25 protein-coding genes are annotated in these 24,489 nt (G+C 73.1%); 14 read left to right on the forward strand and 11 right to left on the reverse strand.

Annotated elements, in window-relative coordinates; genetic code table 11:
* The first annotated feature begins 113 nt into the window (after window positions 1-113).
* Entirely contained in the window at window positions 114-2,174 is a 2,061-nt protein-coding gene (locus AC1DDU_RS04000; protein ID WP_477431342.1) for an NAD(+) synthase, read from the forward strand.
* A gap of 12 nt (window positions 2,175-2,186) precedes the next feature.
* Here the strand turns inward: AC1DDU_RS04000 and AC1DDU_RS04005 are convergent, their stop codons facing one another.
* On the reverse strand, window positions 2,187-2,765 hold the full coding sequence (locus AC1DDU_RS04005; RefSeq protein WP_477431344.1) for a hypothetical protein: 579 nt from the start codon (window positions 2,763-2,765) through the stop codon (window positions 2,187-2,189).
* Window positions 2,766-2,893: 128 nt separating this feature from the next.
* Between AC1DDU_RS04005 and AC1DDU_RS04010 the strand changes: the two genes are divergently transcribed.
* From AC1DDU_RS04010 to AC1DDU_RS04020, 3 genes are read left to right on the forward strand one after another with little or no spacing between them, the layout of a single operon-like run.
* Window positions 2,894-4,357, forward strand: coding sequence for a phytoene desaturase family protein (locus AC1DDU_RS04010; RefSeq protein ID WP_477431346.1), 1,464 nt, complete (start codon window positions 2,894-2,896; stop codon window positions 4,355-4,357).
* Between the two features lie 4 nt (window positions 4,358-4,361).
* The gene (locus AC1DDU_RS04015; protein WP_477431348.1) at window positions 4,362-5,852 is read left to right on the forward strand and encodes a lipase maturation factor family protein; all 1,491 of its coding nucleotides are present in this window, start codon (window positions 4,362-4,364) and stop codon (window positions 5,850-5,852) included.
* A gap of 56 nt (window positions 5,853-5,908) precedes the next feature.
* Window positions 5,909-6,466, forward strand: coding sequence for a phosphorylase family protein (locus tag AC1DDU_RS04020; RefSeq protein ID WP_477431350.1), 558 nt, complete (start codon window positions 5,909-5,911; stop codon window positions 6,464-6,466).
* Window positions 6,467-6,513: 47 nt separating this feature from the next.
* On the opposite strand, the gene AC1DDU_RS04025 is transcribed toward AC1DDU_RS04020, so the two are convergent.
* The 3 genes from AC1DDU_RS04025 to AC1DDU_RS04035 all read right to left on the reverse strand — a co-directional run bounded on the left by AC1DDU_RS04025 (window position 6,514) and on the right by AC1DDU_RS04035 (window position 11,707).
* Complete coding sequence (locus AC1DDU_RS04025) at window positions 6,514-7,362, reverse strand: SGNH/GDSL hydrolase family protein (RefSeq protein ID WP_477431352.1); 849 nt, start codon at window positions 7,360-7,362, stop codon at window positions 6,514-6,516.
* Window positions 7,363-7,550: 188 nt separating this feature from the next.
* On the reverse strand, window positions 7,551-10,562 hold the full coding sequence (locus AC1DDU_RS04030; protein WP_477431354.1) for an AAA family ATPase: 3,012 nt from the start codon (window positions 10,560-10,562) through the stop codon (window positions 7,551-7,553).
* A complete protein-coding gene (locus AC1DDU_RS04035) occupies window positions 10,559-11,707 on the reverse strand; it encodes an exonuclease SbcCD subunit D (protein WP_477431356.1) in 1,149 nt (382 codons plus the stop codon). The genes AC1DDU_RS04030 and AC1DDU_RS04035 overlap by 4 nt, the downstream gene beginning before the upstream one ends.
* A gap of 105 nt (window positions 11,708-11,812) precedes the next feature.
* On the opposite strand from AC1DDU_RS04035, the gene AC1DDU_RS04040 reads away from it, so the two are divergent.
* From AC1DDU_RS04040 to AC1DDU_RS04050, 3 genes are all read left to right on the forward strand, one after another.
* A complete protein-coding gene (locus tag AC1DDU_RS04040; protein WP_477431358.1) occupies window positions 11,813-12,286 on the forward strand; it encodes an NUDIX domain-containing protein in 474 nt (157 codons plus the stop codon).
* A 91-nt stretch (window positions 12,287-12,377) separates the two neighbouring features.
* Window positions 12,378-12,938, forward strand: a complete 561-nt coding sequence (locus AC1DDU_RS04045) for a hypothetical protein (RefSeq protein ID WP_477431360.1) — start codon at window positions 12,378-12,380, stop codon at window positions 12,936-12,938.
* A 97-nt stretch (window positions 12,939-13,035) separates the two neighbouring features.
* The gene (locus tag AC1DDU_RS04050; protein WP_477431362.1) at window positions 13,036-13,257 is read left to right on the forward strand and encodes a hypothetical protein; all 222 of its coding nucleotides are present in this window, start codon (window positions 13,036-13,038) and stop codon (window positions 13,255-13,257) included.
* Between the two features lie 10 nt (window positions 13,258-13,267).
* Here the strand turns inward: AC1DDU_RS04050 and AC1DDU_RS04055 are convergent, their stop codons facing one another.
* The 3 genes from AC1DDU_RS04055 to AC1DDU_RS04065 all read right to left on the reverse strand — a co-directional run bounded on the left by AC1DDU_RS04055 (window position 13,268) and on the right by AC1DDU_RS04065 (window position 14,684).
* Window positions 13,268-13,714 (reverse strand): DUF1622 domain-containing protein, encoded by a 447-nt coding sequence (locus AC1DDU_RS04055; protein WP_477433416.1) that lies wholly within the window; start codon window positions 13,712-13,714, stop codon window positions 13,268-13,270.
* A 70-nt stretch (window positions 13,715-13,784) separates the two neighbouring features.
* Complete coding sequence (locus AC1DDU_RS04060; RefSeq protein WP_477431364.1) at window positions 13,785-14,261, reverse strand: hypothetical protein; 477 nt, start codon at window positions 14,259-14,261, stop codon at window positions 13,785-13,787.
* A 90-nt stretch (window positions 14,262-14,351) separates the two neighbouring features.
* Entirely contained in the window at window positions 14,352-14,684 is a 333-nt protein-coding gene (locus AC1DDU_RS04065; RefSeq protein ID WP_477431366.1) for a GNAT family N-acetyltransferase, read from the reverse strand.
* Window positions 14,685-15,178: 494 nt separating this feature from the next.
* Here AC1DDU_RS04065 and AC1DDU_RS04070 point away from each other — a divergent pair, with 494 nt between their 5' ends.
* The 5 genes from AC1DDU_RS04070 to AC1DDU_RS04090 all read left to right on the forward strand — a co-directional run bounded on the left by AC1DDU_RS04070 (window position 15,179) and on the right by AC1DDU_RS04090 (window position 18,113).
* Entirely contained in the window at window positions 15,179-15,928 is a 750-nt protein-coding gene (locus AC1DDU_RS04070) for a winged helix-turn-helix domain-containing protein (RefSeq protein WP_477431368.1), read from the forward strand.
* Window positions 15,929-15,979: 51 nt separating this feature from the next.
* A complete protein-coding gene (locus AC1DDU_RS04075) occupies window positions 15,980-16,990 on the forward strand; it encodes a DNA-3-methyladenine glycosylase family protein (RefSeq protein WP_477431370.1) in 1,011 nt (336 codons plus the stop codon).
* 107 nt (window positions 16,991-17,097) lie between these two features.
* Window positions 17,098-17,514 (forward strand): VOC family protein, encoded by a 417-nt coding sequence (locus AC1DDU_RS04080; protein WP_477431372.1) that lies wholly within the window; start codon window positions 17,098-17,100, stop codon window positions 17,512-17,514.
* Between the two features lie 80 nt (window positions 17,515-17,594).
* Window positions 17,595-17,819 carry a hypothetical protein gene (locus AC1DDU_RS04085; protein WP_477431374.1) on the forward strand — a complete coding sequence of 75 codons (225 nt, stop codon included), beginning with the start codon at window positions 17,595-17,597 and terminating at the stop codon, window positions 17,817-17,819.
* 108 nt (window positions 17,820-17,927) lie between these two features.
* Complete coding sequence (locus tag AC1DDU_RS04090) at window positions 17,928-18,113, forward strand: DUF1918 domain-containing protein (RefSeq protein WP_477431376.1); 186 nt, start codon at window positions 17,928-17,930, stop codon at window positions 18,111-18,113.
* Between the two features lie 7 nt (window positions 18,114-18,120).
* Here the strand turns inward: AC1DDU_RS04090 and AC1DDU_RS04095 are convergent, their stop codons facing one another.
* Window positions 18,121-20,253, reverse strand: a complete 2,133-nt coding sequence (locus AC1DDU_RS04095; RefSeq protein WP_477431378.1) for a S9 family peptidase — start codon at window positions 20,251-20,253, stop codon at window positions 18,121-18,123.
* A gap of 111 nt (window positions 20,254-20,364) precedes the next feature.
* Between AC1DDU_RS04095 and AC1DDU_RS04100 the strand changes: the two genes are divergently transcribed.
* Window positions 20,365-21,108, forward strand: coding sequence for an SDR family oxidoreductase (locus AC1DDU_RS04100; RefSeq protein ID WP_477431380.1), 744 nt, complete (start codon window positions 20,365-20,367; stop codon window positions 21,106-21,108).
* Between the two features lie 101 nt (window positions 21,109-21,209).
* A complete protein-coding gene (locus tag AC1DDU_RS04105; RefSeq protein ID WP_477431382.1) occupies window positions 21,210-21,956 on the forward strand; it encodes an SDR family oxidoreductase in 747 nt (248 codons plus the stop codon).
* 45 nt (window positions 21,957-22,001) lie between these two features.
* Here AC1DDU_RS04105 and AC1DDU_RS04110 read toward each other — a convergent pair whose 3' ends face one another.
* The 3 genes from AC1DDU_RS04110 to AC1DDU_RS04120 are packed head-to-tail and all read right to left on the reverse strand — an operon-like array spanning window position 22,002 to window position 24,437.
* Window positions 22,002-22,835, reverse strand: coding sequence for an aldo/keto reductase (locus AC1DDU_RS04110; RefSeq protein WP_477431384.1), 834 nt, complete (start codon window positions 22,833-22,835; stop codon window positions 22,002-22,004).
* Between the two features lie 40 nt (window positions 22,836-22,875).
* Window positions 22,876-23,811, reverse strand: a complete 936-nt coding sequence (locus AC1DDU_RS04115) for a phosphotransferase (protein WP_477431386.1) — start codon at window positions 23,809-23,811, stop codon at window positions 22,876-22,878.
* A complete protein-coding gene (locus tag AC1DDU_RS04120; RefSeq protein ID WP_477431388.1) occupies window positions 23,808-24,437 on the reverse strand; it encodes a TetR/AcrR family transcriptional regulator in 630 nt (209 codons plus the stop codon). Before AC1DDU_RS04120 ends, AC1DDU_RS04115 begins: the two co-directional genes overlap by 4 nt.
* Window positions 24,438-24,489: the final 52 nt, after the last annotated feature.

Here is a 24,489-nt window from a genome sequence, read left to right on the forward strand (position 1 = left end):
GTTGTCGGGGCGCGTGGGCCCACCTCGACAGTAACCGCGACGACCGACAACGCACCCGCCGCTGCGCCGCGGCATCCGACACCCCTTGCAGCCCACCTGCCAGACTGGAGCCCATGAGCCTGCCCTTCGACAGCGCGTATCGGCACGGGTTCGCCCGCGTCGCCGCGTGCACGATCCCGGTCTCGATCGCGGACCCGGCCGCCAACGCCGACGCGGTGCTCGAGGCGGCACGCGTCTGCGACGCCGACGCGGTCGCCGTCGCGGTCTTCCCCGAGCTGTGCCTGACCGGGTACGCCATCGACGACCTCGTGATGCAGGACCCCGTGATCGACGCCGCCGTGGTCGCGATCGAGCGGCTGGTCGAGGCATCCGTGGATCTGCTCCCGGTACTCGTCGTCGGCGCGCCGCTGCGCCACCGCAACCGCCTCTACAACTGCGCCGTCGTGATCCACCGCGGTGAGCTGCTCGGCGTCGCGCCGAAGTCGTACCTGCCGACCTACCGCGAGTTCTACGAGCGGCGCTGGTACGCGCCGGGCGACGACCAGGCCGGGCAGGACATCCGCGTCGGCGGCCTCGAGGCGCCGTTCGGCCCCGACCTGCTCTTCGAGGCGCTGGACGTCCCCGGCCTCGTCGTGCACGCCGAGGTCTGCGAGGACGTCTGGGTGCCGATCCCGCCGTCGTCGAGCGCCGCGCTGGCGGGCGCGACGGTGCTGCTCAACCTCAGCGGCAGCCCGATCACGATCGCGCGCGCCGAGGACCGCAAAGACCTCGTGCAGTCGCAGTCGCTGCGCTGCCTCGCCGCCTACGCCTATGCCGCGGCCGGCAGCGGCGAGTCCACGAACGACCTGTCGTGGGACGGCCAGACGATGATCTACGAGGGCGGCAACCTGCTCGCCGAGACCGAGCGGTTCCCCGACGGGCCGCGCCGCTCGATCGCCGACGTCGACCTCGACCGGCTGCGGCAGGACCGGCTGCGCCAGGGCACGTTCGACGACAACCGGCGGGCGACGGGGGCGGATGCCGGCTTCCGCACCGTCCACTTCCGGCTCGACCCGCCGCAGACCGACGTGGGCCTGCGCCGCACGCTCGACCGGTTCCCGTTCGTCCCCGACGACCCGGCGCGCCTCGCGCAGGACTGCTACGAGGCGTTCAACATCCAGGTCTCCGGGCTCGTGCAGCGCATGCGCGCGATCGGCGGCCCGAAGCCGGTGATCGGCGTGTCAGGCGGCCTCGACTCGACGCACGCGCTGCTCGTGGTCGCCCGCGCCATGGACCTCATGGGCCGTCCGCGCAGCGACATCCTCGCCTACACGATGCCGGGCTTCGCGACGAGCGAGCACACGAAGTCGAACGCCATCGCGCTCGCGGAGTCGGTGGGCGCCTCGATCGAGACGATCGACATCCGCCCGCTCGCCATCGAGATGCTCGAACGCCTCGGACACCCTTTCGCCGACGGCGAGCCGGTGCACGACATCACGTTCGAGAACGTGCAGGCGGGCCTGCGCACCGACTACCTCTTCCGCCTCGCCAACCACCACGGCGGCATGGTGATCGGCACCTCCGACCTGTCCGAGCTCGCGCTCGGCTGGGCGACGTACGGCGTCGGCGACCACATGAGCCACTACGCGGTCAACGCCGGCGTGCCCAAGACGCTCATCCAGCACGTCATCCGCTGGGTGATCTCCGAACGCGAAGGCGTCGACGACCGCGAGGCGGAGGTGCTGCAGTCGGTGCTCGACACCGAGATCTCGCCCGAGCTCGTGCCCGCGGGGCAGGACGGGAAGATGCAGTCCACCGAGGACCGCATCGGGCCCTACGCGCTGCACGACTTCGCGCTGTTCCACATCCTCCGCTACGGGTTCCGGCCGTCGAAGATCGCGTACCTCGCGGCGCACGCGTGGGGAGACGCCCAGGCGGGCGCCTGGCCCCCCGGCTTCCCCGACGAGGACCGCTACGCGTACGACCTGCCCACCGTCGCGAAATGGCTGCAGGTGTTCCTCAAGCGCTACTTCGCGTTCGCGCAGTTCAAGCGCTCGGCGATCCCGAACGGCCCCAAGGTGTCGCCGGCCGGTTCGCTGTCGCCGCGCGGCGACTGGCGCGCGCCGTCCGACGGCAACGCCCGGGTGTGGCTGGCCGAGCTGAAGACCGCCCTCCCCGAGCTCGTCGAGGACTGAGCGGGCCGCGGCTCACGCCGGCGACTGCGTGTAGGCCAGCGTGATGATCCAGCTGTCGCGCGACAGATCGGCCAGCTGGTAGAAGACCTTCCGGTCGGGGATCCAGCCCTTCGTCAGCGGGCTGTCGAGGCGGACGTGATCGGCGGCGACCCGCGCACCGCGGCCGTCGGCATCCCGCACGGCCTGCACACGCGTCCAGTGGGCCAGGAGCTTGCCCAGGTCGTTCTCGTCGAACAGGTGCGAGTGCCGCTTCATCAGGTGCAGCTCGGCGTCGTCGGGGTGCGCGTCGCGCAGGTCAAGGCCGAGCGCGGCATCGGGGTCGGCCACGGCCACCACGGTGGCAGCCCGGAAGTTGACGTTGCGGATCTTCAGCGGCACCTCGGCACCCCCGATCTCGGCGATGAGCTGCGTGTGGAAGCCGAACGTGCGCGGAGCCTCACGCTCGACCCGCACCTCCTTGGGGTCCACGCCCAGTCGTGACGCGACGATCTCCTTCGCGAGCACGCGCTTGCGGTCGTGGGCGGGAAGCGTCGGGTCCCATCCGAGCTTGGCCGTGATGCCCGCCGGAGTCTCGAGAAGCACCGATTGCATGATCCACCTCATTCTCCGCGGCCCGTCCGCACCTCCATCCTGTCGAAGCGGCGAGCGCGGAGGAAGCGCCACGCCATCGCGCGCGTCGAGCACCTGCCCCACTCCCCGCCCGGTGGCAGGATGGGGTCATGGCCAGGCGTGCGACCGTCGTCGGCAGCGGGCCCAACGGGCTGTCCGCGGCGGTGGCGCTCGCCCGCGCCGGGTACGAGGTGCGCGTGCTCGAAGCCGCGTCCGGCATCGGCGGCGGCGTCCGCACCGCTGCGCTGACGCTGCCGGGATTCCGCCACGACGTCTGCTCGGCGGTGCACCCTGCGGCGCTGTCGTCGCCGTTCCTCCGGGCGTTCGGCATCCATGACCGGGTGGACTGGATCCATCCCCGCGCGTCGTACGCCCAGCCGCTGGACGACGGACGCGCCGCCATCGCGTGGCGCGACATCGAACGCACCGCCGACGCCCTCGGCAAGGACGGCCGGGCGTGGCGTGCGGTGGTGCGCCCGCTGAGCAGCCACCTGGGCGGGGTCGTCGACTTCACCGGGTCGCAGCTGCTGCGGTGGCCGCGGCATCCGGTCACCACGGTGCGGTTCGGGCTGCGCGCGCTCCAGATGGGCACGCGCCTCGGGCGCGGCACGTTCGCGACCGAGGCGGCGAACGCGCTGCTGGCGGGGGTGCTCGCGCACGCGAACACCCGCCTCCCCTCGGTGGGCGCCGCCGCCTCGGGACTGTTCCTGGCAGCGCACGGGCACTCCGCGGACGGCTGGGCGTTCCCCCGCGGCGGGGCGCAGGCCATCGCCGACGCGCTCGTCGACGACCTGCGCGCGCACGGCGGCACGGTCGAGACGGGCCGGCGGGTCGAGACGCTCGACGGCCTCGACTGGGGCGATCCGGATGCCGGCGACCTGCTGCTGCTGGACACCACACCGCGGCTGCTGCTCACGCACCCGCGGCTGCCGTCGCGGTACGCCGCCGCGGTGCGCCGCTACCGGTACGGACCGGCCGCGGCCAAGGTCGACTTCGCGCTGGACGGACCGGTGCCGTGGGCGAACCCCGACGTCGCGCTGGCCCCGACGGTGCACCTCGGCGGCACACGCGAGGAGATCGAGGCGAGCGAGAACGCGGTGGCCCGCGGCGAGCTCACCGACCGGCCGTACGTGCTCGCGGTGCAGCCGAGCGTGCTGGACGACACCCGCGCACCGCGGGGGTCCCACGTGCTGTGGGCGTACATCCACGTGCCGGCGGGGTCCACGGTGAACCCGACCGAGCTCGTCGTGCGCCAGGTCGAGCGGTTCGCGCCGGGGTTCCGCCGGCGGATCCTCGCCACCCACGCCATGACCGCGGCCGAGCGCGCCGCGTACAACCCGGCCGACATCGGAGGCGACATCCTCGGTGGTGCGTTCACGTTCGCGCAGGCGTTCCGCCGTCCGGTGATCTCGCCGACCCCGTGGCGCACGCCGCTGCGCGGCGTGTACCTCGCCTCGGCGTCGACGCCCCCGGGCCCTGGGGTCACCGGCATGCCCGGCTGGTACGCCGCCCGCCAGGCGCTCCGCGACAGCGGCGAGCGCCGCGAGCTCGAGGACCTGTTCGCCGTGGGGTGATGGCGTGAGCGGCTTCGCGGCGGTCGACTTCGAGTTCGCGCGGCAGGTGCTGCAGCGGGGGATCGCTGCGCTGTACCTCGTCGCGTTCGTGTCCACGCTGAACCAGTTCCGCCCGCTCCTGGGCGAGCACGGGCTGCTGCCGGCGCCCGACCTGCTCACGTGGGCGCACTCGTCGAAGCGAGGACGTCGGCTGCTGCATCCCACCCTGTTCCGCTACCTGCGGTACACCGACCGGCGACTGGTCGCGCTGTGCGTCGCGGGCATCGTGATCGCCGCGACGCTGGTGGCCGGCATCCCGCAGCTCGCTCCGCCGTGGGTGCCGATGCTGTGCTTCCTGGCACTGTGGCTCGGCTACATGTCGATCACCTCGATCGGCCAGACCTTCTACGGCTTCGGGTGGGAGATGCTTCTGCTGGAGGCGGGCTTCCTCGCGGCGTTCCTCGGCTCGGACGCGCAGCCCCCGGCGACCGTCGTGATCGTGCTGTTCTGGTGGCTGGTGTTCCGGCTCGAATTCGGCGCCGGCATGATCAAGATCCGTGGCGGCCGGGAATGGCGCGATCTCACCGCGCTGACCTTCCACCACGAGACGCAGCCGATGCCCGGTCCGCTCAGCCGGCAGGCGCACCTGCTCCCCCGCTGGTTCCACAAGGGCGAGGTGCTCGGCAATCACTTCGCGCAGCTCGTCGTGCCGTGGTTCCTGTTCGCGCCGGCGCTGGGCCTGTTCGTGCCGGGACCGGTGCCGGCCGTGATCGGCGCGGCGGCGGCGGCCGTCGTCATCGCCACGCAGGTGTGGCTGGTCGTCACCGGCAACTTCGCGTGGCTGAACTGGACGACGATCGTGCTGGCGTTCTCGGCGATCGGGCTGCCGGGGATCGGCGCCGCATCGGACACCTCCCCTCCGCCCGACGACCCGCCGTGGACCGTCGACGGGATGCCGCTGCCCTGGGTGGTCGTGACCTCCGCCGTGGGGGTGCTGTACCTCGTGCTCAGCTGGTGGCCGCTGCGGAACCTGTTCGCGCGGCGGCAGCTCATGAACGCGTCGTTCCATCGCTGGCAGCTCGCCAACGCGTACGGCGCGTTCGGCACGGTCACCAGGGAGCGCATCGAGATCGTCATCGAGGGGACCATCGACGACGACCCCGATGCCGCGACCTGGCGCGAGTACGCGTTCAAGGGAAAGCCGGGCGAGCTGCGCCGCATACCGCGCCAGTTCGCGCCGTACCACCTGCGCCTGGACTGGCTGATGTGGTTCCTGCCGCTGGGCCGCTCGCTCGACGACTGGTTCACCGCGTTCCTGGTACGGCTGCTGGAAGCGGATGCCCCCACCCTGCGCCTGCTCGCGCACGACCCCTTCGCCGGCGAGCGGCCGCGGTGGGTGCGGGCGGTGTCGTACCGCTACCGGTTCACGACGCACGAGGAGTTCCGCGGCAGCCGTGACCGATGGGTGCGCGATCGTCGTCGACCGGTCATGGGACCTGTCGCGCTGCGCGGCTGAGACGGGTCGGCACGTTCCCGGGTCGCCGTGCGGCGGACACCTGGGACAATGGCAGGGTGAGACTTCTCGTCGCCGCCCTCGATTCCGAGCTCGTCGCCTTCCCCGACCCGTTGCCCGGCTTCGACCGCCTCGTCACCGGTCCCGGCAAACTCCAGGCGACCTACGCGCTCACCCGGGCGCTCGAGAACGCCTCCTACGACGAGATCGTGGTGGTCGGCACCGCCGGCGCGATCGACGCGCGGCTGGAGGCATCCGTCTACGAGATCGCCGCGGCGATCCAGCACGACGTCACCGACATCGACGGCATCGTCGGCCAGCACGTGTCGCTGCCGGCGCGGGTGGAGCTCGGCGACGACGGCGTGACGATCGCCACCGGCGACCACTTCGTCGACGACGCCGAGGCGGTGGCCGTCATCCGGCCGCTGGGCGCCGGACTGGTCGACATGGAGACCTACGCCTACATCTGGGTCGCGCAGCGCTACGGCGTGCCGATCCGCGTGCTGAAGGCGGTGTCCGACCGCGCCCAGGACGGCGCGATCACCGACTGGCACGCCGCCGTCACCGCGTGCAGCCACCAGCTGCGCGACCGCGTCCGCGCCGACTACGGCGTCTGATCCCCCGCGAGGGATCGGACGCCGCACGGATGCCGCGCCTCAGCGGCTCATGACACCCACTGGGTCTTGGGCCACGTGAGCGCGGCGAGCGTCGCCTGCCCCGACAGCGAGGGGTGGAAGTAGTCGCGCGTGGACACGTCCGACTTGGCGAACGCGTAGTTCGCGACGGCGAACCCGTCGAACCGGCACTTCGCGGTCGCCGCACACGCTTCCGACAGCGCCTGGTTGAACTCGTTCACCCGCTGCTGCACGGCCGTACGACGCTGTACATCGGCGGCCCTCGTGCTCGACGGGTTCGCGAGCATCGACTGGCACGTCCCGAGAAGCGCCCAGGCGAGCCGCGCCGAGATGCTCGACTTGTTGAGGTCGTACAGTCGCTGCAGGCTCGGGATGCTCGCGACGAAGATCTCGGGCGATGCCGGGCTCGCCGCCAGCGCGGCGAGGGCGGCCTGCACATTGGCCTTGAAGGTCGTCGTCAGCGTCATCCCGGCGACGGTCCTGGTGCACGCGTCGTTGGCCCCGATCTCGATCGTGACATACTGCGCGGCCTGCGCGACGGCGGCCTGCGCCTGCGCGGGAAGAGCCGCCGACGAGGCACCCGAGACGGCGTCGTTGTTGGTGACGAGCGCCGTGGCGCCCGCGGCGCGCAGCCGCAGGAAGTGCGAGTTGACCGCTGTCGCTGACCCTGTCGACCAGCTGTTCGACGGACACGACGTCAGACTCGAGCACGTCATCGCCGCCTGCGTGATCGAGTCGCCGAGCGCGGCCATGCGCGTGATCTGGGCGGGCGGCGGCGCCGCGCTGGCCGCGGATGCGCCGGCGAGCGTGCCGGTGAGAAGAAGAGCGGATGCCGCGAAGGCGGCGAGGGCGCGACGCCCCCAGGTCTTGGAACGCATGTCGGCTCCGTACATCGTCGTGACGGGTGGGCGCGGCGAACACCGCGGCCGGTCGGAGCCGGCGGTCGGGCGGGATCCCCTGTCCCCCAGGACGGCGATCTGCCGCGAACGATACACCCCTGCATCGGCTCGCGACAGGGCAGTGGCAGCGCGTCCCCGCCCGGGGCGAGAGCGGGGGCAGCTCCTCGTCAGACGCGGGCGTCGGCGTCCTGGCGGATGACGCTCGGTCCGGCGGACGTCGTCTCGACCGCCAGCTGTGCCGGCAGCTGCTCCTTCATGGCCGCGACGTGGCTGATGACGCCGACCGTGCGGCCGCCCTGCCGGAGCTCGTCGAGGGTGCGCATGGCGAGCTCGAGGGTCTCGTCGTCGAGCGAGCCGAACCCTTCGTCGACGAACAGGGTGTCCAGCCGCACTCCCCCGGCGCGTGCCGTGACGACCTCGGCGAGACCGAGCGCCAGCGCCAGCGAGGCGAGGAACGTCTCACCGCCCGACAGCGATTGGGCGGGGCGCGCCTGGCCGGTGAAGGCGTCCATGATCTCCAGCCCCAACCCGGAGGCGGCGCCGCGGGCGGCGCGCGCATCGGTGTGCTGCAGACGGTAGCGCCCAGACGACATGTCGCCGAGCCGCACGTTCGCCGCCGCGACGATCTCTTCGAGCTCGGCGGCGAGCACGAACGTCTCGAGATCCATCTTCATGGTGTTGGGGGCGCGACCGGCCACGGTGTCCGCCAGACGGGCGATGGCCGCCGCGTCGGCGGCGCGCGCCCCGATGCCCGCGTAGGCCTCGTCGAGCTGGACTCCGAGGTCGCGCAGCGTCGCCACGAGCGTTCGCGCGTCGCTCTCCGCGCGCAGAGCGGCCGTCCGCGCCGTGTCGGCGTCCGCCAGCGCCGACTGCGACGAGGCGACGTCGACCGCGTCGTCGGGGGCGCCCGCCAGCTCGAGCTCGAGGTCGAGCAGTCTCGCCCGCGTCGCGGTCAGCTGCGCGTCGTGCGCGGCGACCCCCTTCTCGAGTGCGTCGGCGGCGTCGGGCGTGAGCAGCGCGGCCATCACCTCATCGGCGTTCTCGAAGGCGGATGCCGCGACCTGCTCGTCGGCCTCGCCGCGCGCGAGGGCTGCGGCATCCACTGCTCTGCGTGCCTCTTCACCGGCGTCGGCGGCCGCCCTGGCCGCGTCGCGGACGGTGGTGGCGTGCGCGACGCGGGCGGCGACGCTGGCATGGTCGCCCCGTGCGTCGTCCACCGCCCGCCGCGCCGTCTCGACCGTCGCCGCCAGCTCCACCGCGCGGCCGCGGGCCGCGTCGAGGTCTTCGGCCAGCGCGGCGCGCGAAGCGGCGGCCTCGTCGTCGAGCGCGGCCAGCTGGGTGCGCTGCGCCACCAGATCGTCGCGGCGGCGGACCGCCCGCTCGGCAACGGCGAGCGCCTCGGTCGCGACCGCGAGCTGTTCCCGCACCGCATCGGCAGCTTCGCCGCCCGCCCGGGCGGCTGCGGCGGCGTGGCGCGTGCGCGCCGCCTGCGCCGACTCCGAAGCGCCGCGCTCTCGGCTTGCGGCCTCATCGCGCGAGGTCTCGGCCGCCGCGAGCATCTCGTCGGTGACGGGCTCGTCCGCCGGTGCCGCGGGGGCCGGGTGATCCGTCGAACCGCACACGGCGCACGGAGCGCCGTCGTGGAGCGTCGCGGCGAGCTCCCCCGCGTAGCCGTCGAGCCGACGCTGCAGCAGCGTGGCGACGAGTGCGGCGGAGGCCGCGGCAGCGGCAGCGGCGTCGCGATGCCCGACCTCGGCGGCACGCATCCCGACCGCGAGGATCTCGGCCTCCTCGGCGGCGGCCAGCCGGGCCGCGGTCTCATCGCGGCGGTGGCGGGCCGGTTCGCAGCCGGCCGCGCTCTCGCGCTGCTGCTCGATCTCGGCGTCCAGCCGTGCCAGCTCGGCGGGTACCGCGGCACGCTGCGCGTCGAGCGCTGTGAGGTCGGCCTCGAGCTGCCGCGTGCGCGTCGCGGCGTCGTTCAGCTGTGCTTCGCCGGCCAGCAGCGCGCGCTCCTGGACGAGCGCGGCCGTCCACACCGCGAGTTCGCCGGTGAGCCGCTCGACCACGATCGCCGGGGGATCGGTGGAGCGGATGTCGGATCCGGCGGCCGCCTGCTCCCATGCGGCCTGGGCGACAGCCGCCGCCTCCGCTGCTGCCGACGCGGTGCGCTGCGCGCGGCGTGCCCCCTCCAGCGGGGCGCGCAGCACCTCCGCCGTCCGCGCGCGGGCGAGGCGGGCCCGATCGTCGCCGATGCCCGCGGCCGCCTCGTCGAGGGCGGCGAGCCGCTCCCGCGCGTGTGCGAGCTCGGCCTGCGCCTTCGCGAGCGCGACGCGCCGCGTGTGCTCGGCCTCGGCGGCCACGCGCGCCGCGTCGGCGTCGGCGCGTTCGCGTGCGACGGTCTCGTGACGGTAGGCGGCGCGCTGCTGCGCGAGGTCCACCGCGGCTCGGCGGGCTGCCAGATCCGCGTCGGCCGGGGCGTCCGGCTCGTCGGCGTCGGGGACCAGCGCAGCGGCCGCGATGAGGCGTTCGGCCTGATCGAGCAGTGTGCGCGCGCGTTCGCCGAGCGCGTCGAGTTCGCGCTGGGCGCTCTTGCTGCGCTCGCCCAGCTCGCGCGCGTACTCCTCGTACCGCCGCGTACCGAACAGCGCACGCAGCAGCGCCTGCCGCTCGGCGCCGGAGGAGAGCAGGAACCGGGAGAACCGGTTCTGCGCCAGCAGGATCACCTGCTGGAACTGCTGCGCGTTCAGCCCCAGCACCTCGTCGAGGAGGAGCCCGACGTCGCGCGGCCGCGCGGCGCGGCCGATCCAGACGCCGTCGACGAGCTCCTCGAGCTCGGCCCGCGTCGGCTCCGCCGTCAGCCCGCCGCCGCGGCGCGCGGGACGCTGATACTCGGGAGCGCGGGTGACCCGCCAGCGGCGGTCGCCGACGGTGAACTCGAGCCGCACCTCGGTCGGGTCCTCGGGCTCGCAGTGGTCGCTGCGGAGCCGCTTGTCACCCGTCTCGTACCGCGGCACGGTGCCGTAGAGGGCGAAGCACACGCCGTCGAGGATGCTCGACTTGCCCGCGCCGGTGCGCCCCGCGATCAGGAAGATGCCGTCGCGCTCGAACGCCTCGAAGTCGACGCTCTGCCGTTCGCGGAACGGCCCGAACCCGGTGAGCTCGAGGTGGTGCAGTCTCACGCGTTCGCCTCCACGCGCCGTCGCTCCTCCAGGAGCTCGGTGACCAGCTCGACCTCGCGCGGCGATGCGCCCTCACCGTCGCGCACGTGCGTGAGGAACGCGTCGACGAGCTCGGTGTCGTTGCGGGCAGCCTGCACGCGCTGCGCGTACGTGCGCGCGTCGGCGGCGGGCACCGCGACGGGCGTGTGACGCACCTCGGCGCAGAACGGGAAGCGGACCAGCAGGCGCCGCATCGGGTCGCGCTGCGGGAGCGCATCGGTGTACTCGGCGCGGATCCAGTCGCCCGTGTGAACGGCGAAGCGCTCGTCGGCGAGCAGCTCGTCGAGGGTGGCCGACAGCGTCGTGAGCCCGCGCGGCACCGGAAGCGGAAGCCACTCGACCGCACCGAGCCCACCGGCGTCGAGCTCGACCAGCCACGACCCCCGCGGCTTGTCGCCCTCGTCGAAGCTGTAGTGCAGCGGCGCGCCGGCGTATCGCACGCGCGGCGACAGCTGCTGGCGGCCGTGGATGTGGCCGAGCGCCATGTAGTCGACGCCGTCGAAGGTGGACAGCGGCACGATGTCGAGGCCGCCCTGCTGGATGTCGCGCTCCAGGTGCGGGGTCGGCTCGACCCCGGCGGCGAAGCAGTGAGCGACCGCGATCGACCGGCCGCCGCGGGCGGCGGCATCCTCGCGCACCAGATCCATCGCGTGCCCGACCACGTCGGCCTGCGTCCGCGCGCCCGGCCAGACGCTGCGCAGCAGCACGGGCTCGAGGTACGGGATGCCGTACACGTGCACGGGTCCATGCTGGTCGGCGAGGGTGACGGGCGTGCCCACCGTCGCGGGGTCGGTGATGACGTGCACGCCCTCGCGCAGCAGGCCGGACTGGAAGCCGAGCCGGGCCGCGGAGTCGTGGTTGCCGCTGGTGACGATCACCGTCGCGCCCGCGTCGGCGATCCCGCGCAGCATGTCGGACAGCAGCGTGTAGGCGCCGGCCGCGGGCGTCGCGGAGTCGAAGACGTCGCCCGCCACGATCACGGCGTCGACCCCGTGGTCGCGCACCTGCGCCACCAGCGTCTCGAGCACGCCGCGGAGCGCATCGAGGGTGGAATGGCCGTGGAACGACCTCCCGATGTGCCAGTCCGAGGTGTGCAGGATGCGCATGCAGCCACGGTACGTTCGAGCCCCGACATCGCCGGCCAGGCAGGCCGAGGAGCCGGCAACCCCTCCTCGCGGGACGCCCCGCGGCGGCAGCGCTAGCCTCGTGGCATGTCCTTGCCCGAGGTCTGCGTCGTGCTGCTGCTGCGACGCGGCCAGGCGGGCATGGAGGTGCTGCTCGGCGAGGATCCCTCCGGCCGCGAAGAGTGCGGGGTCGTGGGCATCGGCGGGCGGCTGGAGCCGGGCGAGAGCGCAGCGGATGCCGCGGTGCGGGCGGTGCGCGAGGCTGTCGGCGTCGTGGTCGCGGCATCCGATCTGCGCCTGGCGGGCGCCGTCGAACGCCACTTCCCGACGCGGCCGGCGTGGTCGGAGCGCTCGAGGGTGTTCGTCTGCAGCCGGTGGCGGGGCGACCCGATCCGGACCGACGGGGTCGCACCACGCTGGTACGGGCTGGACGCGGTGCCGTACCGGCGGATGCGGGACGACGCGTCGCGATGGCTGCCCGGCGTGCTGCACGGCGGCACGGTCGACGCGCGGTTCACGTTCGGCGCCGACCTCGTGACGGTGGTGCTGATGGCGGAGTGAGGCGCCACGGCGCTTCCCGACGCGGGCGGGAGGATGCCGCCTCCCGGCGGTGCGCCGCCCTCGTCGGGTCGCGCCGGACGTATCGTGGAACATGGCGCACCGCACGGACACCGCCCCGCGGTCGACGGTCGTGGCCCTGGTCGGGGCCGACAGCGAAGAGCTGCTCAGCGGACTGGGCGACGTCCCTGCGCTCGTCGCGCTGTCGCTGCGCGAGGCGGAACCCGCCGTCGCCGCCCACCTGGTCGCGTCGGTGTCGATGCCGTACGTCGTGCACGACGCCGATCCCCTCGAGCACGTCGCGTCCGCGTGGGTCGAGCTGTACGAGGAGCGCGCCACGCTCGGGTCGCTCGAGACCGAGGTCGGCGCCCTGCTGGCGCTGTTCGCCTCGGGCGAGGCCGTCATGCCCGACTACTACGTCGTCGCGGGCCCCGAGGCGATCGAGGGCACATGGCGGCATTGGTGGCTGGGCGCGCTGGCCCATCACGCACCGTCGCGGGTGCTGCCGGTCGAGGCCTCGGGCCCCGCGGTGCGGGCTAGGCTGCGCTCGCTCCCGGCGTCTCGGCCGTGGCCGGAGCCGTCGTCGTGGCTGCCTCGGGTGCAGTTCGACATCCCCGACCGGGTGGGCCTGCGCGACCCGTCGGATGCGGCGTGATCCGGTCGTCGGCGAGCGGAATCCTGCCATTGCCGGGGGCGCCGGCAATGTCGGAACCCCCTCCTAGGTTGTGAGTGTCGAACCGATGGAGGACACCATGTTCGCTCTCTACGCCGCCGAGCAGCAGTACCGCCACGACACCTGGACGCGTGAACGCGAGCGCGCCCTGCTGGCCTCGATCCGGGAACGGACGGTCGAGGTCGCGCCGCGCGTGGTGCGCGTCGAACGCCCCGCCGCGCGGACGGCCCCGGCGGGCTGGGCACGGCCGATCGGGCTGCACGACGTCGCCGATAGCACCACCGCCTGCGCGGCGGCGTGACGCACAGGCGTCACGGCGAGCGCGGGTCCGGTGCCACCGGTGCCGGTCCTGCGCTCCGCGCCTGTTCTGCAGCCCGGTCGCGCGCGACGGCATCGCCGAGCATCTGACCACCGCTGCGCAGGAGCGCCCGACGCCACGGAAGCACACCCTCGATCTCGATCTGGATCGAGATCGACAGGATCGTCCGGATCAGCACGATCAGCCCGAGGATCGCAGCGTCCTCGAGCGAGGGCTTCGAGGTGATCGTGCGGATGAGGTCCGCCGCCACCAGGACTTCGAGACCAAGGAGGATCGCGGCGCCGAGCGTCGTGCGCAGCACGGTGAACGCCGCCGTCCCGCCCTCGCGCCGAGCGAGCGTCCGGGCGCCGAGCACCAGCGCGATCACGAATCCGACGATCATGGCGGCGGCGCCGACGGCCTCGAAGCCGACGGCGACGGCGGTGAACACGTCCTCCATGTGCACGCGCTCAGCCTAGGGCCAGGCCCCGCACCTCGCGCGGTGTTCCGCGTGTCCTGCGCGTCGCCGGTCAGGGGCGGTCGGCGTCCCCGGTCGAGATCTGACGCGCGAGCTCCTGGATGTCGCTGTCGGGAAGCTCGACGCCCGCCTGCACCAGGCGCTCCCGCAGCACCTCGACGATCCGCTCGTACGGCTGCGTCGCGACATCCGCCCGCGTCTGGGCGACGATGCCGGTGACCTTCTCGAGCGCCGACGCGTTGTTCTGCGCCATCGCCGGCAGCCGCTGCGCCTGCTCCGTGCCCAGCGCCCCCGGTGTGCGCTGCGCCTCGCTCGCGGTGAGGGTCTCGCGCTCACCGTCGTGGCCGTGGTGATCCGTGCCGTCCTCGACGACCCCCAGGCCGACCGCCTCGTGGCTGGGCTCGGCGGGCGTCGCCGGCGTCGCGCGCTCCTCGGGCTGCGCGGTCTCAGCGCTGCTCGCAGCCTCTGCTGAGCGCTCGTCCTCGGCGCGGTGGTCGTCGCTGGCACGGGTGGCCTGATCGCGTTCCATGGCGGATTCCTCTCGTCCTTCCTCAGCCTCCGGCCCGGGCGCGGCACGCGGAAGCGGGTTGACAAGCGCGAGAGGACGCGATCCTTTCCGTCAGGCGCGGGGGGTCAGGATGCCGCGGCGCCCGGGATGAGCGTCGAACCAGTCGGCGACGTACCAGCACACCGGGATGATCTTGCGGTCGCCGTGCTCCTCCAGCTCCGTCACGGCCCGTTCGACGAGCTCGCCGGCGTAGCCGTGGCCGCGGAACGTGGGGATCGTGTAGGCGCGGGTCATGGCGACCGTCCGGCCGTCGTCGCGGTAGTCCAGGACGCTCACGAGGTCGTCGCCGCGGTGCAGCGTGTAACGCGAGGCATCCGTCTCGTGGGTGAAGCGCAGGTCGGTCACCCGCACAGGGTACGCCCGCCCGCAGACGCCTCGGCGCATCGGATCGGATGTCCCGGCGTTCGCACAGTCAACTCCGTTGACAGCGTGCATGGGGTACACCCACGCGGGACTGAGCAATCTGTCACATTCCGAAACCGTGGAGCCGCGGCATCCGTGCGATTTGACGTTTTCGGACCCAGTCGGTCATAATCGGCCACATGACTGACAACGCGCGTTCTGTGTCCGCCTGGGAGGCGAACAGGACTGCCGGCATGATGATGGCCGGCCGCATTGTCATGTGTTGTCGAATGTGCCACTAGCACGGTGACCCCCGTCGGACTCCTCCTCCGCTTCTGAACTCGGATCGTACGGAGTCCCCCGAAGCACCGGTTTCGTGCGTCGATCACGCGCACCCGGATCCGCTTCGCACACCGCCCAACGTCGGGCACGGGCCAGTACCCAGGCCCATGGCCCCTTTCGCCCCCGACGATCAGGGCCGCAGCACATTCCCACCCGGGCACCGCCACCCGGGTGCATCGCACAAGGACATCATCATGTCGACCACCGCCCTTCTCGACCGTCCCGTCACCGCTCCCGTCCGCCACCTGCGCGCTGTCGACCAGCCCGCTGCGGTGGAGACCGCGCCCGCCCCGCAGGCCTCGCCGGCCGCGCCGTCGGCCACGCGAGCCCTGCCCGCAGGCACCGCACCGCGCGGATTCGCCCTCTACGTCGGCATCGACGAGGCGAAGGCCGCCGCGTCCGGCGTCAGCCTCGGCGTTCTCGTCGACGCCCTGCGTCGCACGATCGCCGACCTCGCCCCCTCCGCCGAGACCTACGCCACGGTCGCGCTCGCGCCGGTCGGCTCGGGCGGCCGCGACGTCGACGTGGTGCGCCTGGCGCTCCACGAGCCGTCGGCCATCGCCCGCACCAAGCAGGAGGAGCCGGAGGAGGAGGATCCCGCCGGCGGCGGCGTGGTCGTCGACATCTCCCGCAAGCGCGTCCTCATCGACGGCGAATCGGCAGCGTTCACCTTCAAGGAGTTCGAGCTGCTCCAGTACCTGGTGCTGCGCGAGGGCCGCACGATCGAGCGCACCGAGCTGGTGACCTCGCTCTGGCAGGGCACCTCCGACGACGACGCCCCGGGCGAGCGCACGATCGACGTGCACGTGCGGCGCCTGCGCGCCAAGCTCGGCCGCTACGAGGACATCGTGCGCACCGTGCGCGGCGTCGGCTACCGGTTCGACCGCCACGCCGACGTGGTCATCCGCTACGGCCACGGCACCCCCTCGCCCGACCGCTTCTGATCCCGCCCCGTCCGGCAGCGATGTCGGAGGCTCCGGCGTAGGGTGGGCGGCATGACCACGTCGCTCTCGCGCACCCCTCGGACGAGGGATGCCGAGCGCTTCACGTCGCGCGCCGCGCCGCCCCGCGATCCGCGGCCCGACCCCGGTCGACCGCTCGAGACCGAGTACCGTCCGCGGCATCCGCTGGATCTGCGCCGCACGGTGCTCAACCAGCGTCGCGGTGCCGGCGACCCGACGATGATGGTGTCGGGCGCCGTGATCTGGCGCGCCAGCCGCACCCCGCAGGGCGTCGCGACCCTCGCCATCCGCGAGACCCATCCGGGCGTCGTCCGCGGTGCCGCGTGGGGACCGGGCGCCGAGTGGGCGCTCGACCAGCTCCCGGCGCTGTGCGGCGCCGACGACGATCCCGACGCCTTCGAGGCGGGGCGGCATCCGCTCATCGCCGACGCGCACCGCCGCAATCCGGGCCTCCGGCTCTCTCGTACCGGGCTCGTGTTCGACGCCCTCGCCGGTGCGGTCTTCGAGCAGAAGGTGACCGGCATGCAGGCATTCGCGGCATGGCGGCGGATCATCACGTGGTGCGGCGAACGCGCACCGGGGCCCACGCCCGCTCCCCTGTTCGCACCGCCGACGATCGACGGCTGGCAGCATGTGCCGTCGTGGGCGTGGCATCGCGCGGGGCTCGAACCGCCGCAGTCCCGATCCGTGGTGCGGGCGGCACGCCGGGGCGACGCCATCGCGCGGGCCGTTCTCGAGGCGCCCGACGGCGAGGCCGTGGACCGGGTGCTCGTGAGCCAGCCCGGCATCGGTCCGTGGACTTCCGCCGAGACCCGCATCCGCGCCCTCGGCGACCCCGACGCCGTGAGCGTCGGCGATTTCCACCTCGCGCACGAGGTCGGCCACGCCCTGACCGGACACCGCGTCGACGACGACGGGATGCTGCAGCTCCTGGCCGCGTGGCCGGGCCAGCGTCAGCGGGTGATCCGGCTGATCGGCCTGAGCGGCGCGCGCGAGCCACGCCGCGGCCCGCGACTGCACCCCGAGGACCACCGCAGCCGCTGAGGGCGTGGGCCGCTGCGCAGGGCCTTGTCGATGTCGGAGGGGGCGACGACACTGGGATGCGCCACGCGGCCGGGCGCGGCATCCATCACCCATCTCAGGAGTTCGACATGCCCAGCCTCAACCCGTATCTGTCCTTCCGGAACCAGGCCCGCGAAGCGATGACCTTCTACCAGAGCGTGTTCGGCGGCGAGCTCGACATCTCGACGTTCGGCCAGTTCGAAGGCATGGTGCAGGACCCCGCCGAGAACGACCTCGTGATGCACGCCCAGCTGACCAGCCCCGACGGATTCGTGCTGATGGGAGCCGACACCCCGTCCGCAATGACGTACGAGAAGCCCGCGGGCATCTCGGTGTCGGTCTCGGGCGACGACGAGGCCTCGTTGGAGGGCTACTGGAACAAGCTCGCCGACGGCGGCTCGATCACGATGCCCTTCGACACGCCGCCGTGGGGCGGCCGTTTCGGCATGCTGACCGACCGGTTCGGCATCGACTGGATGGTCGCGGTCAACGCGCAGCAGCCCTGACGCCCGGACGACAGGGTCCCGGCCGCGCGCCGGGACCCTGCGGCGCGACCCGCGCCCGCGGTGCCGTCTAGGCTCATGACATGACCACGACGCGGAAGGGCTGGACGCGCGGCCACTCGGGCTGGGCGCTGGGTACGGCCCTCATGTTCACGCTCGGGATCGTCTTCGGACTGATCTGGGGCAACGTGGTGCTGGGACTCGTCCTGGCCGCCGCCGTGTCGATCGGCTGGCTGATGGCCTACGAGTCGTGGCGCGGCCGCAACGTGGGCCTCGAGAACCGCGACGACGACGGCGCGCAGCTGTAGCCGCAGCCGCTCGGCGCGGGAGACGGACGTCGTGGGGGCCGCGTGCGCGCGACCGCCCTACCCCTCGCGTCCGGCGCGTCGTATCGTGAGCGCCAGGAGGTGGTCCCCATGCAGGCGAGCGTCGGCGATCGCGTGATCATCCACGGCCGCATCGTCGGGGCGGCGGAACGCGCGGGCGAGGTCATCGAAGTGCGCGGCAGCGAGGAGAACCCGCTGCTGGTCGTCCGCTACGACGACGGACACGAGGCGATCCTCTCTCCCGGCAGCGACTGCGAAGTCCGCCACGTGTCCTGACCCGGCGTCAGCCCAGCAGCTCCGGGCGTGAGGGCGCCTCGCCGAGCACGTGCTCGCCGAGGAAGGCGAACACCGTCTCGTACCAGATCACCGCGTGCTGCGGTTTCAGCACCCAGTGGTTCTCGTCGGGGAAGTACAGGAAGCGGTGCGGCATCCGGCCGTCCTCGTCGGCGTGATGCTCGGCCAGCTCCGACCACAGCCGCAGCCCTTCGCCGATCGGCACGCGATAGTCCTTGTCGCCGTGGACCACGAGGAGCGGGGTGCGGATGTCGTCCACGAAGCGGTGCGGCGAGTGCTCGGCCATCGCCTCCCGCGTGAAGATGCGCTGCCAGTACTCGGAGCTGTCGGTGGTGCCGGCGAACTGGTCGAGCGCCCACAGGCTCGCGTGCGTCACGATCGCCTGGAACCGGTCGGTGTGGCCGGCGACCCAGTTGGCCATGTAGCCGCCGAACGAGCCGCCCATCGCCGCGGTGCGGACCTGGTCGATGTCATCGCGCGCCTCGGCGGCGTCGGTGATCGCGAGCAGGTCGGTGTAGGGCTTGGCTCCCCAGCTGTTCCAGCCGCGGGCGATGAAGTCCAGTCCGTACCCCGTCGACAGGGCGGGGTCGGGCAGCAGCACGGCGTAGCCGCGGGCGACCGCCAGCAGCGGCGCCCAGCGCCAGCTCCAGGCGTTCCAGCTGTTGAGCGGCCCGCCGTGGATCCACAGCAGCAGCGGGGCGGGGCTCTCGGCCGACGCCCCCTCGGGCAGCAGCAGCCAGCCGCGCACGCGTGCGCCGTCGTCCGCGGCCGCCTCGACCTCGGTGATCGTCCCCGGGGCGACGGGCGTCGCCGCCGGCGTCGCGAGCGGCGTCGCCGTGCCGTCGCGCGCGATGCGGACCGGGTGCGGCGGCACCACCCACGACGAGCGCAGCGCCACCAGCCCGCCGTTGGCGCGGTCGACCTCGACGTGCGTGTAGGCGAAGTCGTCGTCGGTGAGGCGCTCGGCAGCACCGCCGTCCAGCGGAAGGCGGAACACCGGCCCGCGGCCGTTCTCGTCGGCCGTCGCGATGACGGCGGCGTCGTCGGCGGCGAAGGTCAGCGATGTCGCCCAGCGGTCCCAGTCGGCGGCGATGCGCCGCGCCCCGCTGCCGTCCAGCGCTGCGACCCACACCTCGTAGTCGGTGGGGGCGGCGGGCGTGCTCTTGACGGTGCGCAGGTAGGCGATGCGGGTGCCGTCGTGACTGACGGCGGGCATCTCGAAGTCGACGTCCACCTCGTCGAAGAGTGTGGTGCGCTCTCCGGTGGCCGTGTCGATCGCCACGATGATCCGGCGTCCCGCGCGCTGCTCGCGACGGTCCAGCGACACGATCAGCGTCGCGCCGTCCGGCGTGAGCGCGGCCTCTGCGTGATCGACGGAACGCCCCGGCTTCGGCGTGAGATCGCGCGGGCGCGGCAGGGTCGCCGGATAGGGCTTCTCGCCGGAGTCGGATGCCGCCGGCTCGCCGCCGTCCGCGGAGGCGACGGCATCCGATTCCGCGGCTTCCTCGACCGCGGCGGCGATCGTGTCCTGCAGGCCGTCGACGTCGATCGCGAACAGGTGCGGCGCGGCCGGCCCGAGGTCGTGGTCCCAGAAACGCACCGGGTAGGTCTCGTGGAGGATCGCCGACACCTTCTTCTCCTTGCGCTTCGCGCGCAGCGCCGCCTCGCTCTCGAGCGTGTCGGCACCGGGGAGGAGGGATGCCGCGATCACGACGCGGTCGGACCCCTCGGCGGTCGCGGCGATGCCGTCGGCGCCACCGGCCAGACGCGTCACCGGCCGGGCCTCGCCGCCCGCCGCGGGGAGCAGCCACAGCTGGCCCGACTCGTCGTCGGCGTCGCCCTCGGAATCGGGCCGAGCGGACACGAACAGGATGTCGCCGCTCGCGGTGAACGCGGCGCCCGCCTCGCCCTTCGCCGACCGCGTCAGCCGGCGCGGGACCCCGCCGCCGTCCGCCGGCACGGCCCACAGCGCACGCTCGTAGCCGGTGCCGTCCTTCTTGAGCGCGGCCACCGTGAGCACGGCGGTCTTCCCATCGGGCGAGAGCGCGAGCGCCTCCACCCGGGGAAGCGCGATGTAGTCGGCCAGCGAATCGAAGGGGGTGGAGCCTGAGGGGGTCGCCATGGCTCCACGCTAACCGAACCGTCGCGGCGGAACGGCCCTCCACCCGTTGCGCGCGCGCTTCGGACTTGCACATGATGGGGACAGGACCACTGCGGCGAGAGGAACGGGGACGTGAGGATCGCGGTCGCCGGAGGCACGGGTGTCGTCGGAAGCCGCACCGTGAGCGCGGTGCGCGCAGCAGGGCACGATGCGATCGTGCTCAGTCGCAGCACGGGCGTGGACCTCACCACCGGACAGGGTCTGGACGCCGCGCTCGAGGGCATCGACGCGGTGGTCGACACGGCCAACATCTCCACACTGTCCGCCGAGACCGCGACGCGGTTCTTCCAGACCGCCACCGGCAACCTGGTCGCCGCCGCCGCGCGCGCAGCGGTGCCGCACGTCGTGCTGCTGTCGATCGTGGGGATCGACCGGATGCCGCACGACTATTACGCCGGCAAGCTCGCCCAGGAGCATGTCGTCGAGTCCGGCCCGGTGCCGTGGACGATCCTTCGGGCGACGCAGTTCCACGAGTTCTCAGCGCAGCTGTTCGACCGCGCGAAGCTCGGACCGCTGCACGTCGCCCCCCGCGCGCGGGTGCAGCCGGTGGCCGCCCGTGAGGTGGGCGAGCATCTGGCCTCGCTGGCGGCCGCGGCCCCACAGGGTCGCGCGGCGGATCTGGCCGGCCCCCGCGAGGAGCACCTCGACGAGATGGTCAAGGCCTACGCGCGGCGCACCGGCCACGGCGGCTGGATCCCGTCGGTGAGCCTGCCCGGCCCTCAGATGAAGGCCATGCGTGCGGGCCTCGCCCTTCCGGGCGTGCGCGCCGTGCGCGGCCACCAGACCTTCGCCGAGTGGCTCGACGGCATCGGCTGACGCGGACCTCTCCCCTCGCGCTCGTGGGGCGCGACGGCGTACGCGGTCGCGTCCAGGAATACGCTGGGCGGCGTCTGCGCAGACATGCACCGGGAGGGACCGTGAGACTGGCCATCGCCGGGGGTACCGGCATGACCGGCGCGCACATCGCCGCCGTCGCGCACGAGCGCGGCCACGAGCCGGTCGCCTTGTCTCGGCGTACTGGCGTCGAACTGCTGAGCGGGGCCGGGCTCGCGGGGGCGCTCGATGGGGCCGATGCCGTGATCGACGTCACGAATGTGACCACCGCGCGGCCGGATGTGTCGGTGATGTTCTTCGCGGGCGTCACCAAGAGCCTCCTGACGGCCGGGCGCGCCGCCCGAGTGCCGCACCACCTCGTGCTCACGATCGTCGGGGCAGATGCCGCTCCCGACGGCTACTACGCCGGAAAACTCGTCCAGGAGCGCCTCGTGGAGTACGGCGACGTGCCGTGGACGATCCTTCGCACGACCCAGTTCCACGAGTACGCGGCGATGGTGTTCCATCGCGCCCGCGCCGGCGCCCACGTCGCGCCGCGAGGGCTCGTGCAGCCGATCGCCGCCCGCGAAGTCGCCGAACATCTCGTCGACCTCGCCGAGCGCGGCCCCGTCGGGCGCGCGGCCGATCTGGGCGGACCGCAGGCGGAGAGCCTTGCCGACATGGTGCGCCGTTATGCGCACGCGATCGGCTACCGCGGGCCGGTCCCGGCGGTGAACTCCCCCGGCGGCCTGGGCCGCGCGTTCCGCTCGGGCGCGCTGATGCCCGGACCCGACGCGCTTCGCGGCCGTCAGACGTTCGCCGAATGGCTGGACGCGCTGCCCGACGCATGAGCGCGGATGCCGCTCGCGGGCGTGGCCGCCGGGCGCGGCATCCTGCTACATCTCCTCGTGGGTGAGCGGGTCGCCGCCCCACAGCCGTCCGCGCTCGAGCGCGCTGATCGCGGCGACCTGGTCTGCCGTGAGGGTGAAGCCGAACACGTCGGCGTTCTCGCGCTGACGCGCGGGGTCGGTCGACTTCGGGATGGGGGTGCTGCCCAGCTGCGTATGCCACCGCAGCACGACCTGCGTCGGCGTGACGTCGTGGACCACGGCGAGCTCGTTGAGGATGCGCTCCGTCAGCAGCTCGCTGCGACGGGCCAGCGGGCTCCAGCTCTCGGTGCGGATGCCGTGGGCCTCGTGGAAGGCGCGCAGCGACGCCTGCGGGAAGTACGGGTGGAGCTCGACCTGGTTGACCGCAGGGACGACACCGGTCTGCTCGACGAGCTCGGCCAGCATGTCCTCGGTGAAGTTCGAGACGCCGATCGAGCGGACCAGTCCCCGCTCGCGCGCCTCGATCATGCCCCGCCAGGTGTCGAGGTACTTGCCGACGCTCGGGTTCGGCCAGTGGATCAGCTGCAGGTCGATGCGGTCCACGCCCAGCAGGTCGAGCGAGCCCTTGATGCTGTCGATCGCCTCCTGCCTGCCGTGGTGGCGACCCGGGACCTTCGACGCGACGAGCAGCTGCTCGCGCTCCACGCCGCTGCGCCGCACGGCTTCGCCGACCTCGCGCTCGTTCTCGTAGTTGACCGCGGTGTCGAGGAGGCGGTAGCCCGAGTCGATCGCCGCGACGATCGCCTCGATCCCCTCCTCGCCGCGCAGGTTGTAGGTGCCGAGGCCGAGCTCGGGGAACCAGGTGCCGTCGTTCAGGGTCACGGTGGGGATCGCGCTCATGGCTCCATCCTGGCGCGTGCGGCGCGGTCGCGCAGGGCCGTCAGCCCTCCCAGCGCTCCCGCACCCACTCCAGCGTCACGACGGCCTGGTCGCGCTGGAACCCGCGCAGCGTCGGCATGTTCGGCGGCGAGGGCCGGAGCGACGAGCCCAGGAACATCCCGGCGAAGCCGGTGAGCACGTCGGTCGCCGCCGCGGCGGGCATGCCCGCGAAGACCGGATGCCGCGAGATCATGCGCTCCACGTCCGCGTCGGGGTCGTAGTACCGCACGTTGATGAGGAGGCTGAGCGCGTCGAACCACCCGGCGCCGCGAGCCGCCCACGGCCAGTCCACCAGCACGACCGACCCGTCGGGGCGCAGCAGGATGTTGTCGGCGCGGGTGTCGTAGTGCACGAGTCGGTCGCCCCGGGCCGCCGTCGCGCCGCGGGTCGCGGCATCCGTCAGCTCGTCCCGGTGCTCGCGCACCCACGCGTCGATCCCGCGCGGCAGCGGCGGCAGGGTGTCGAGGTCGATGCGGCGCCACTCGTCGGCGTCGCCGGCCAGCGCGTCCTCGATCGCGCCCAGCGGAGCGTCGGCCGGCAGCGCGACGGACGCCACCTGATGCAGCGCGTCGAACACCGCCCGCAGCTCGTCGGCCTTCCAGGGAGTGGACGGATGCCGCGCCTCGACGTCCTCGAGCACGAGGGCGACCCAGTCCTCGTGCTCCACGAAGCCGATGAGCGCGGGCGCGGGGATTCCCTCGGGCAGCGCACGCGTGATCGCGGCCTCGGCGCGGTGGATGCCCGGCGTCTCGGCGTTCACCGACAGCCCTGCGCTCTTGACGAAGGCGCGGCGGCCCGACGCCGTGACGACGCGGTCGGCGGAGCCGGGCGAGAAGCCGCCGGACTGCGACCGCGCCTCGACGACCGGCTCACCCAGCACGTCCTCGATCCCGGCGCGCAGCGCCGCCGGGATCTGCTCCCACTGCACGCGGCTCATGCGCTCACCGGCACCGAGCCGGGCGGAGCCCCGACGAGCGCCTCGGCGGCACGGGCGGTGCGCAGCGCGAACCGCGTGGTGTCGGTGCCGCGCGCGAGCGACTGGGCGTTGAGGCCGTCGATCATGCCGATGAGCTCCCACGCCACCTCTCCGGGTTCGGAGGTCGAGAAGGCGCCGGTGCGGCATCCCTCTGTGACGATGCCCTCCACGAGGGTCTGCCAGCGCTCCATCTGTGCGCGCACGGCGAGCGCCAGCGCGTCGTTGCGCCGCGCCATCGCCCACCCCTCGACCCACACCACGGTGAGCTCCTCGCGCTCGCCGTCCATCAGGGTGTCGATGAGCGCACCCAGCCGTGCGGCGGGATCGGCGACGGCGCCGACGACCCGTTCGACGTCGCGCACCTCCTCCTCCACGAGGTCGCCGTAGATGCGTGCGACCAGGTCGTCCATCGACGGCTGGTAGTGCGCGACGAGCCCGGATGCGACCCCGGCCCGCTCGGCGACCGCCCGCAGCGTCAGCGCGCTGAGGCCCTGCTCGCGCGCGATGGCGGTCGCCGCGGCGACGATCTCGGCGGCGCGCTCGGCGGGAGGCTTGCGGGTTCGCGGCCGGGACGATGTGCTTGACATGGTCTCGCCAGCATAGATATGTTCTCTATTGATCGCTAGATCAATTAATGAT

The organism is Microbacterium sp. 05T445 (assembly GCF_056395865.1).

What these genes read in the sequence shown, in the direction of transcription:
- AC1DDU_RS04000 (WP_477431342.1), top strand. Translation starts at nt 114, where the DNA reads ATGAGCCTGCCCTTCGACAGCGCGTATCGGCACGGGTTCGCCCGCGTC.
- AC1DDU_RS04005 (WP_477431344.1), bottom strand. Translation starts at nt 2,765, where the DNA reads ATGCAATCGGTGCTTCTCGAGACTCCGGCGGGCATCACGGCCAAGCTC.
- AC1DDU_RS04010 (WP_477431346.1), top strand. Translation starts at nt 2,894, where the DNA reads ATGGCCAGGCGTGCGACCGTCGTCGGCAGCGGGCCCAACGGGCTGTCC.
- AC1DDU_RS04025 (WP_477431352.1), bottom strand. Translation starts at nt 7,362, where the DNA reads ATGCGTTCCAAGACCTGGGGGCGTCGCGCCCTCGCCGCCTTCGCGGCA.
- AC1DDU_RS04035 (WP_477431356.1), bottom strand. Translation starts at nt 11,707, where the DNA reads ATGCGCATCCTGCACACCTCGGACTGGCACATCGGGAGGTCGTTCCAC.
- AC1DDU_RS04040 (WP_477431358.1), top strand. Translation starts at nt 11,813, where the DNA reads ATGTCCTTGCCCGAGGTCTGCGTCGTGCTGCTGCTGCGACGCGGCCAG.
- AC1DDU_RS04045 (WP_477431360.1), top strand. Translation starts at nt 12,378, where the DNA reads ATGGCGCACCGCACGGACACCGCCCCGCGGTCGACGGTCGTGGCCCTG.
- AC1DDU_RS04050 (WP_477431362.1), top strand. Translation starts at nt 13,036, where the DNA reads ATGTTCGCTCTCTACGCCGCCGAGCAGCAGTACCGCCACGACACCTGG.
- AC1DDU_RS04055 (WP_477433416.1), bottom strand. Translation starts at nt 13,714, where the DNA reads ATGGAGGACGTGTTCACCGCCGTCGCCGTCGGCTTCGAGGCCGTCGGC.
- AC1DDU_RS04060 (WP_477431364.1), bottom strand. Translation starts at nt 14,261, where the DNA reads ATGGAACGCGATCAGGCCACCCGTGCCAGCGACGACCACCGCGCCGAG.
- AC1DDU_RS04065 (WP_477431366.1), bottom strand. Translation starts at nt 14,684, where the DNA reads ATGCGCCGAGGCGTCTGCGGGCGGGCGTACCCTGTGCGGGTGACCGAC.
- AC1DDU_RS04070 (WP_477431368.1), top strand. Translation starts at nt 15,179, where the DNA reads ATGTCGACCACCGCCCTTCTCGACCGTCCCGTCACCGCTCCCGTCCGC.
- AC1DDU_RS04075 (WP_477431370.1), top strand. Translation starts at nt 15,980, where the DNA reads ATGACCACGTCGCTCTCGCGCACCCCTCGGACGAGGGATGCCGAGCGC.
- AC1DDU_RS04080 (WP_477431372.1), top strand. Translation starts at nt 17,098, where the DNA reads ATGCCCAGCCTCAACCCGTATCTGTCCTTCCGGAACCAGGCCCGCGAA.
- AC1DDU_RS04085 (WP_477431374.1), top strand. Translation starts at nt 17,595, where the DNA reads ATGACCACGACGCGGAAGGGCTGGACGCGCGGCCACTCGGGCTGGGCG.
- AC1DDU_RS04090 (WP_477431376.1), top strand. Translation starts at nt 17,928, where the DNA reads ATGCAGGCGAGCGTCGGCGATCGCGTGATCATCCACGGCCGCATCGTC.
- AC1DDU_RS04095 (WP_477431378.1), bottom strand. Translation starts at nt 20,253, where the DNA reads ATGGCGACCCCCTCAGGCTCCACCCCCTTCGATTCGCTGGCCGACTAC.
- AC1DDU_RS04110 (WP_477431384.1), bottom strand. Translation starts at nt 22,835, where the DNA reads ATGAGCGCGATCCCCACCGTGACCCTGAACGACGGCACCTGGTTCCCC.
- AC1DDU_RS04115 (WP_477431386.1), bottom strand. Translation starts at nt 23,811, where the DNA reads ATGAGCCGCGTGCAGTGGGAGCAGATCCCGGCGGCGCTGCGCGCCGGG.
- AC1DDU_RS04120 (WP_477431388.1), bottom strand. Translation starts at nt 24,437, where the DNA reads ATGTCAAGCACATCGTCCCGGCCGCGAACCCGCAAGCCTCCCGCCGAG.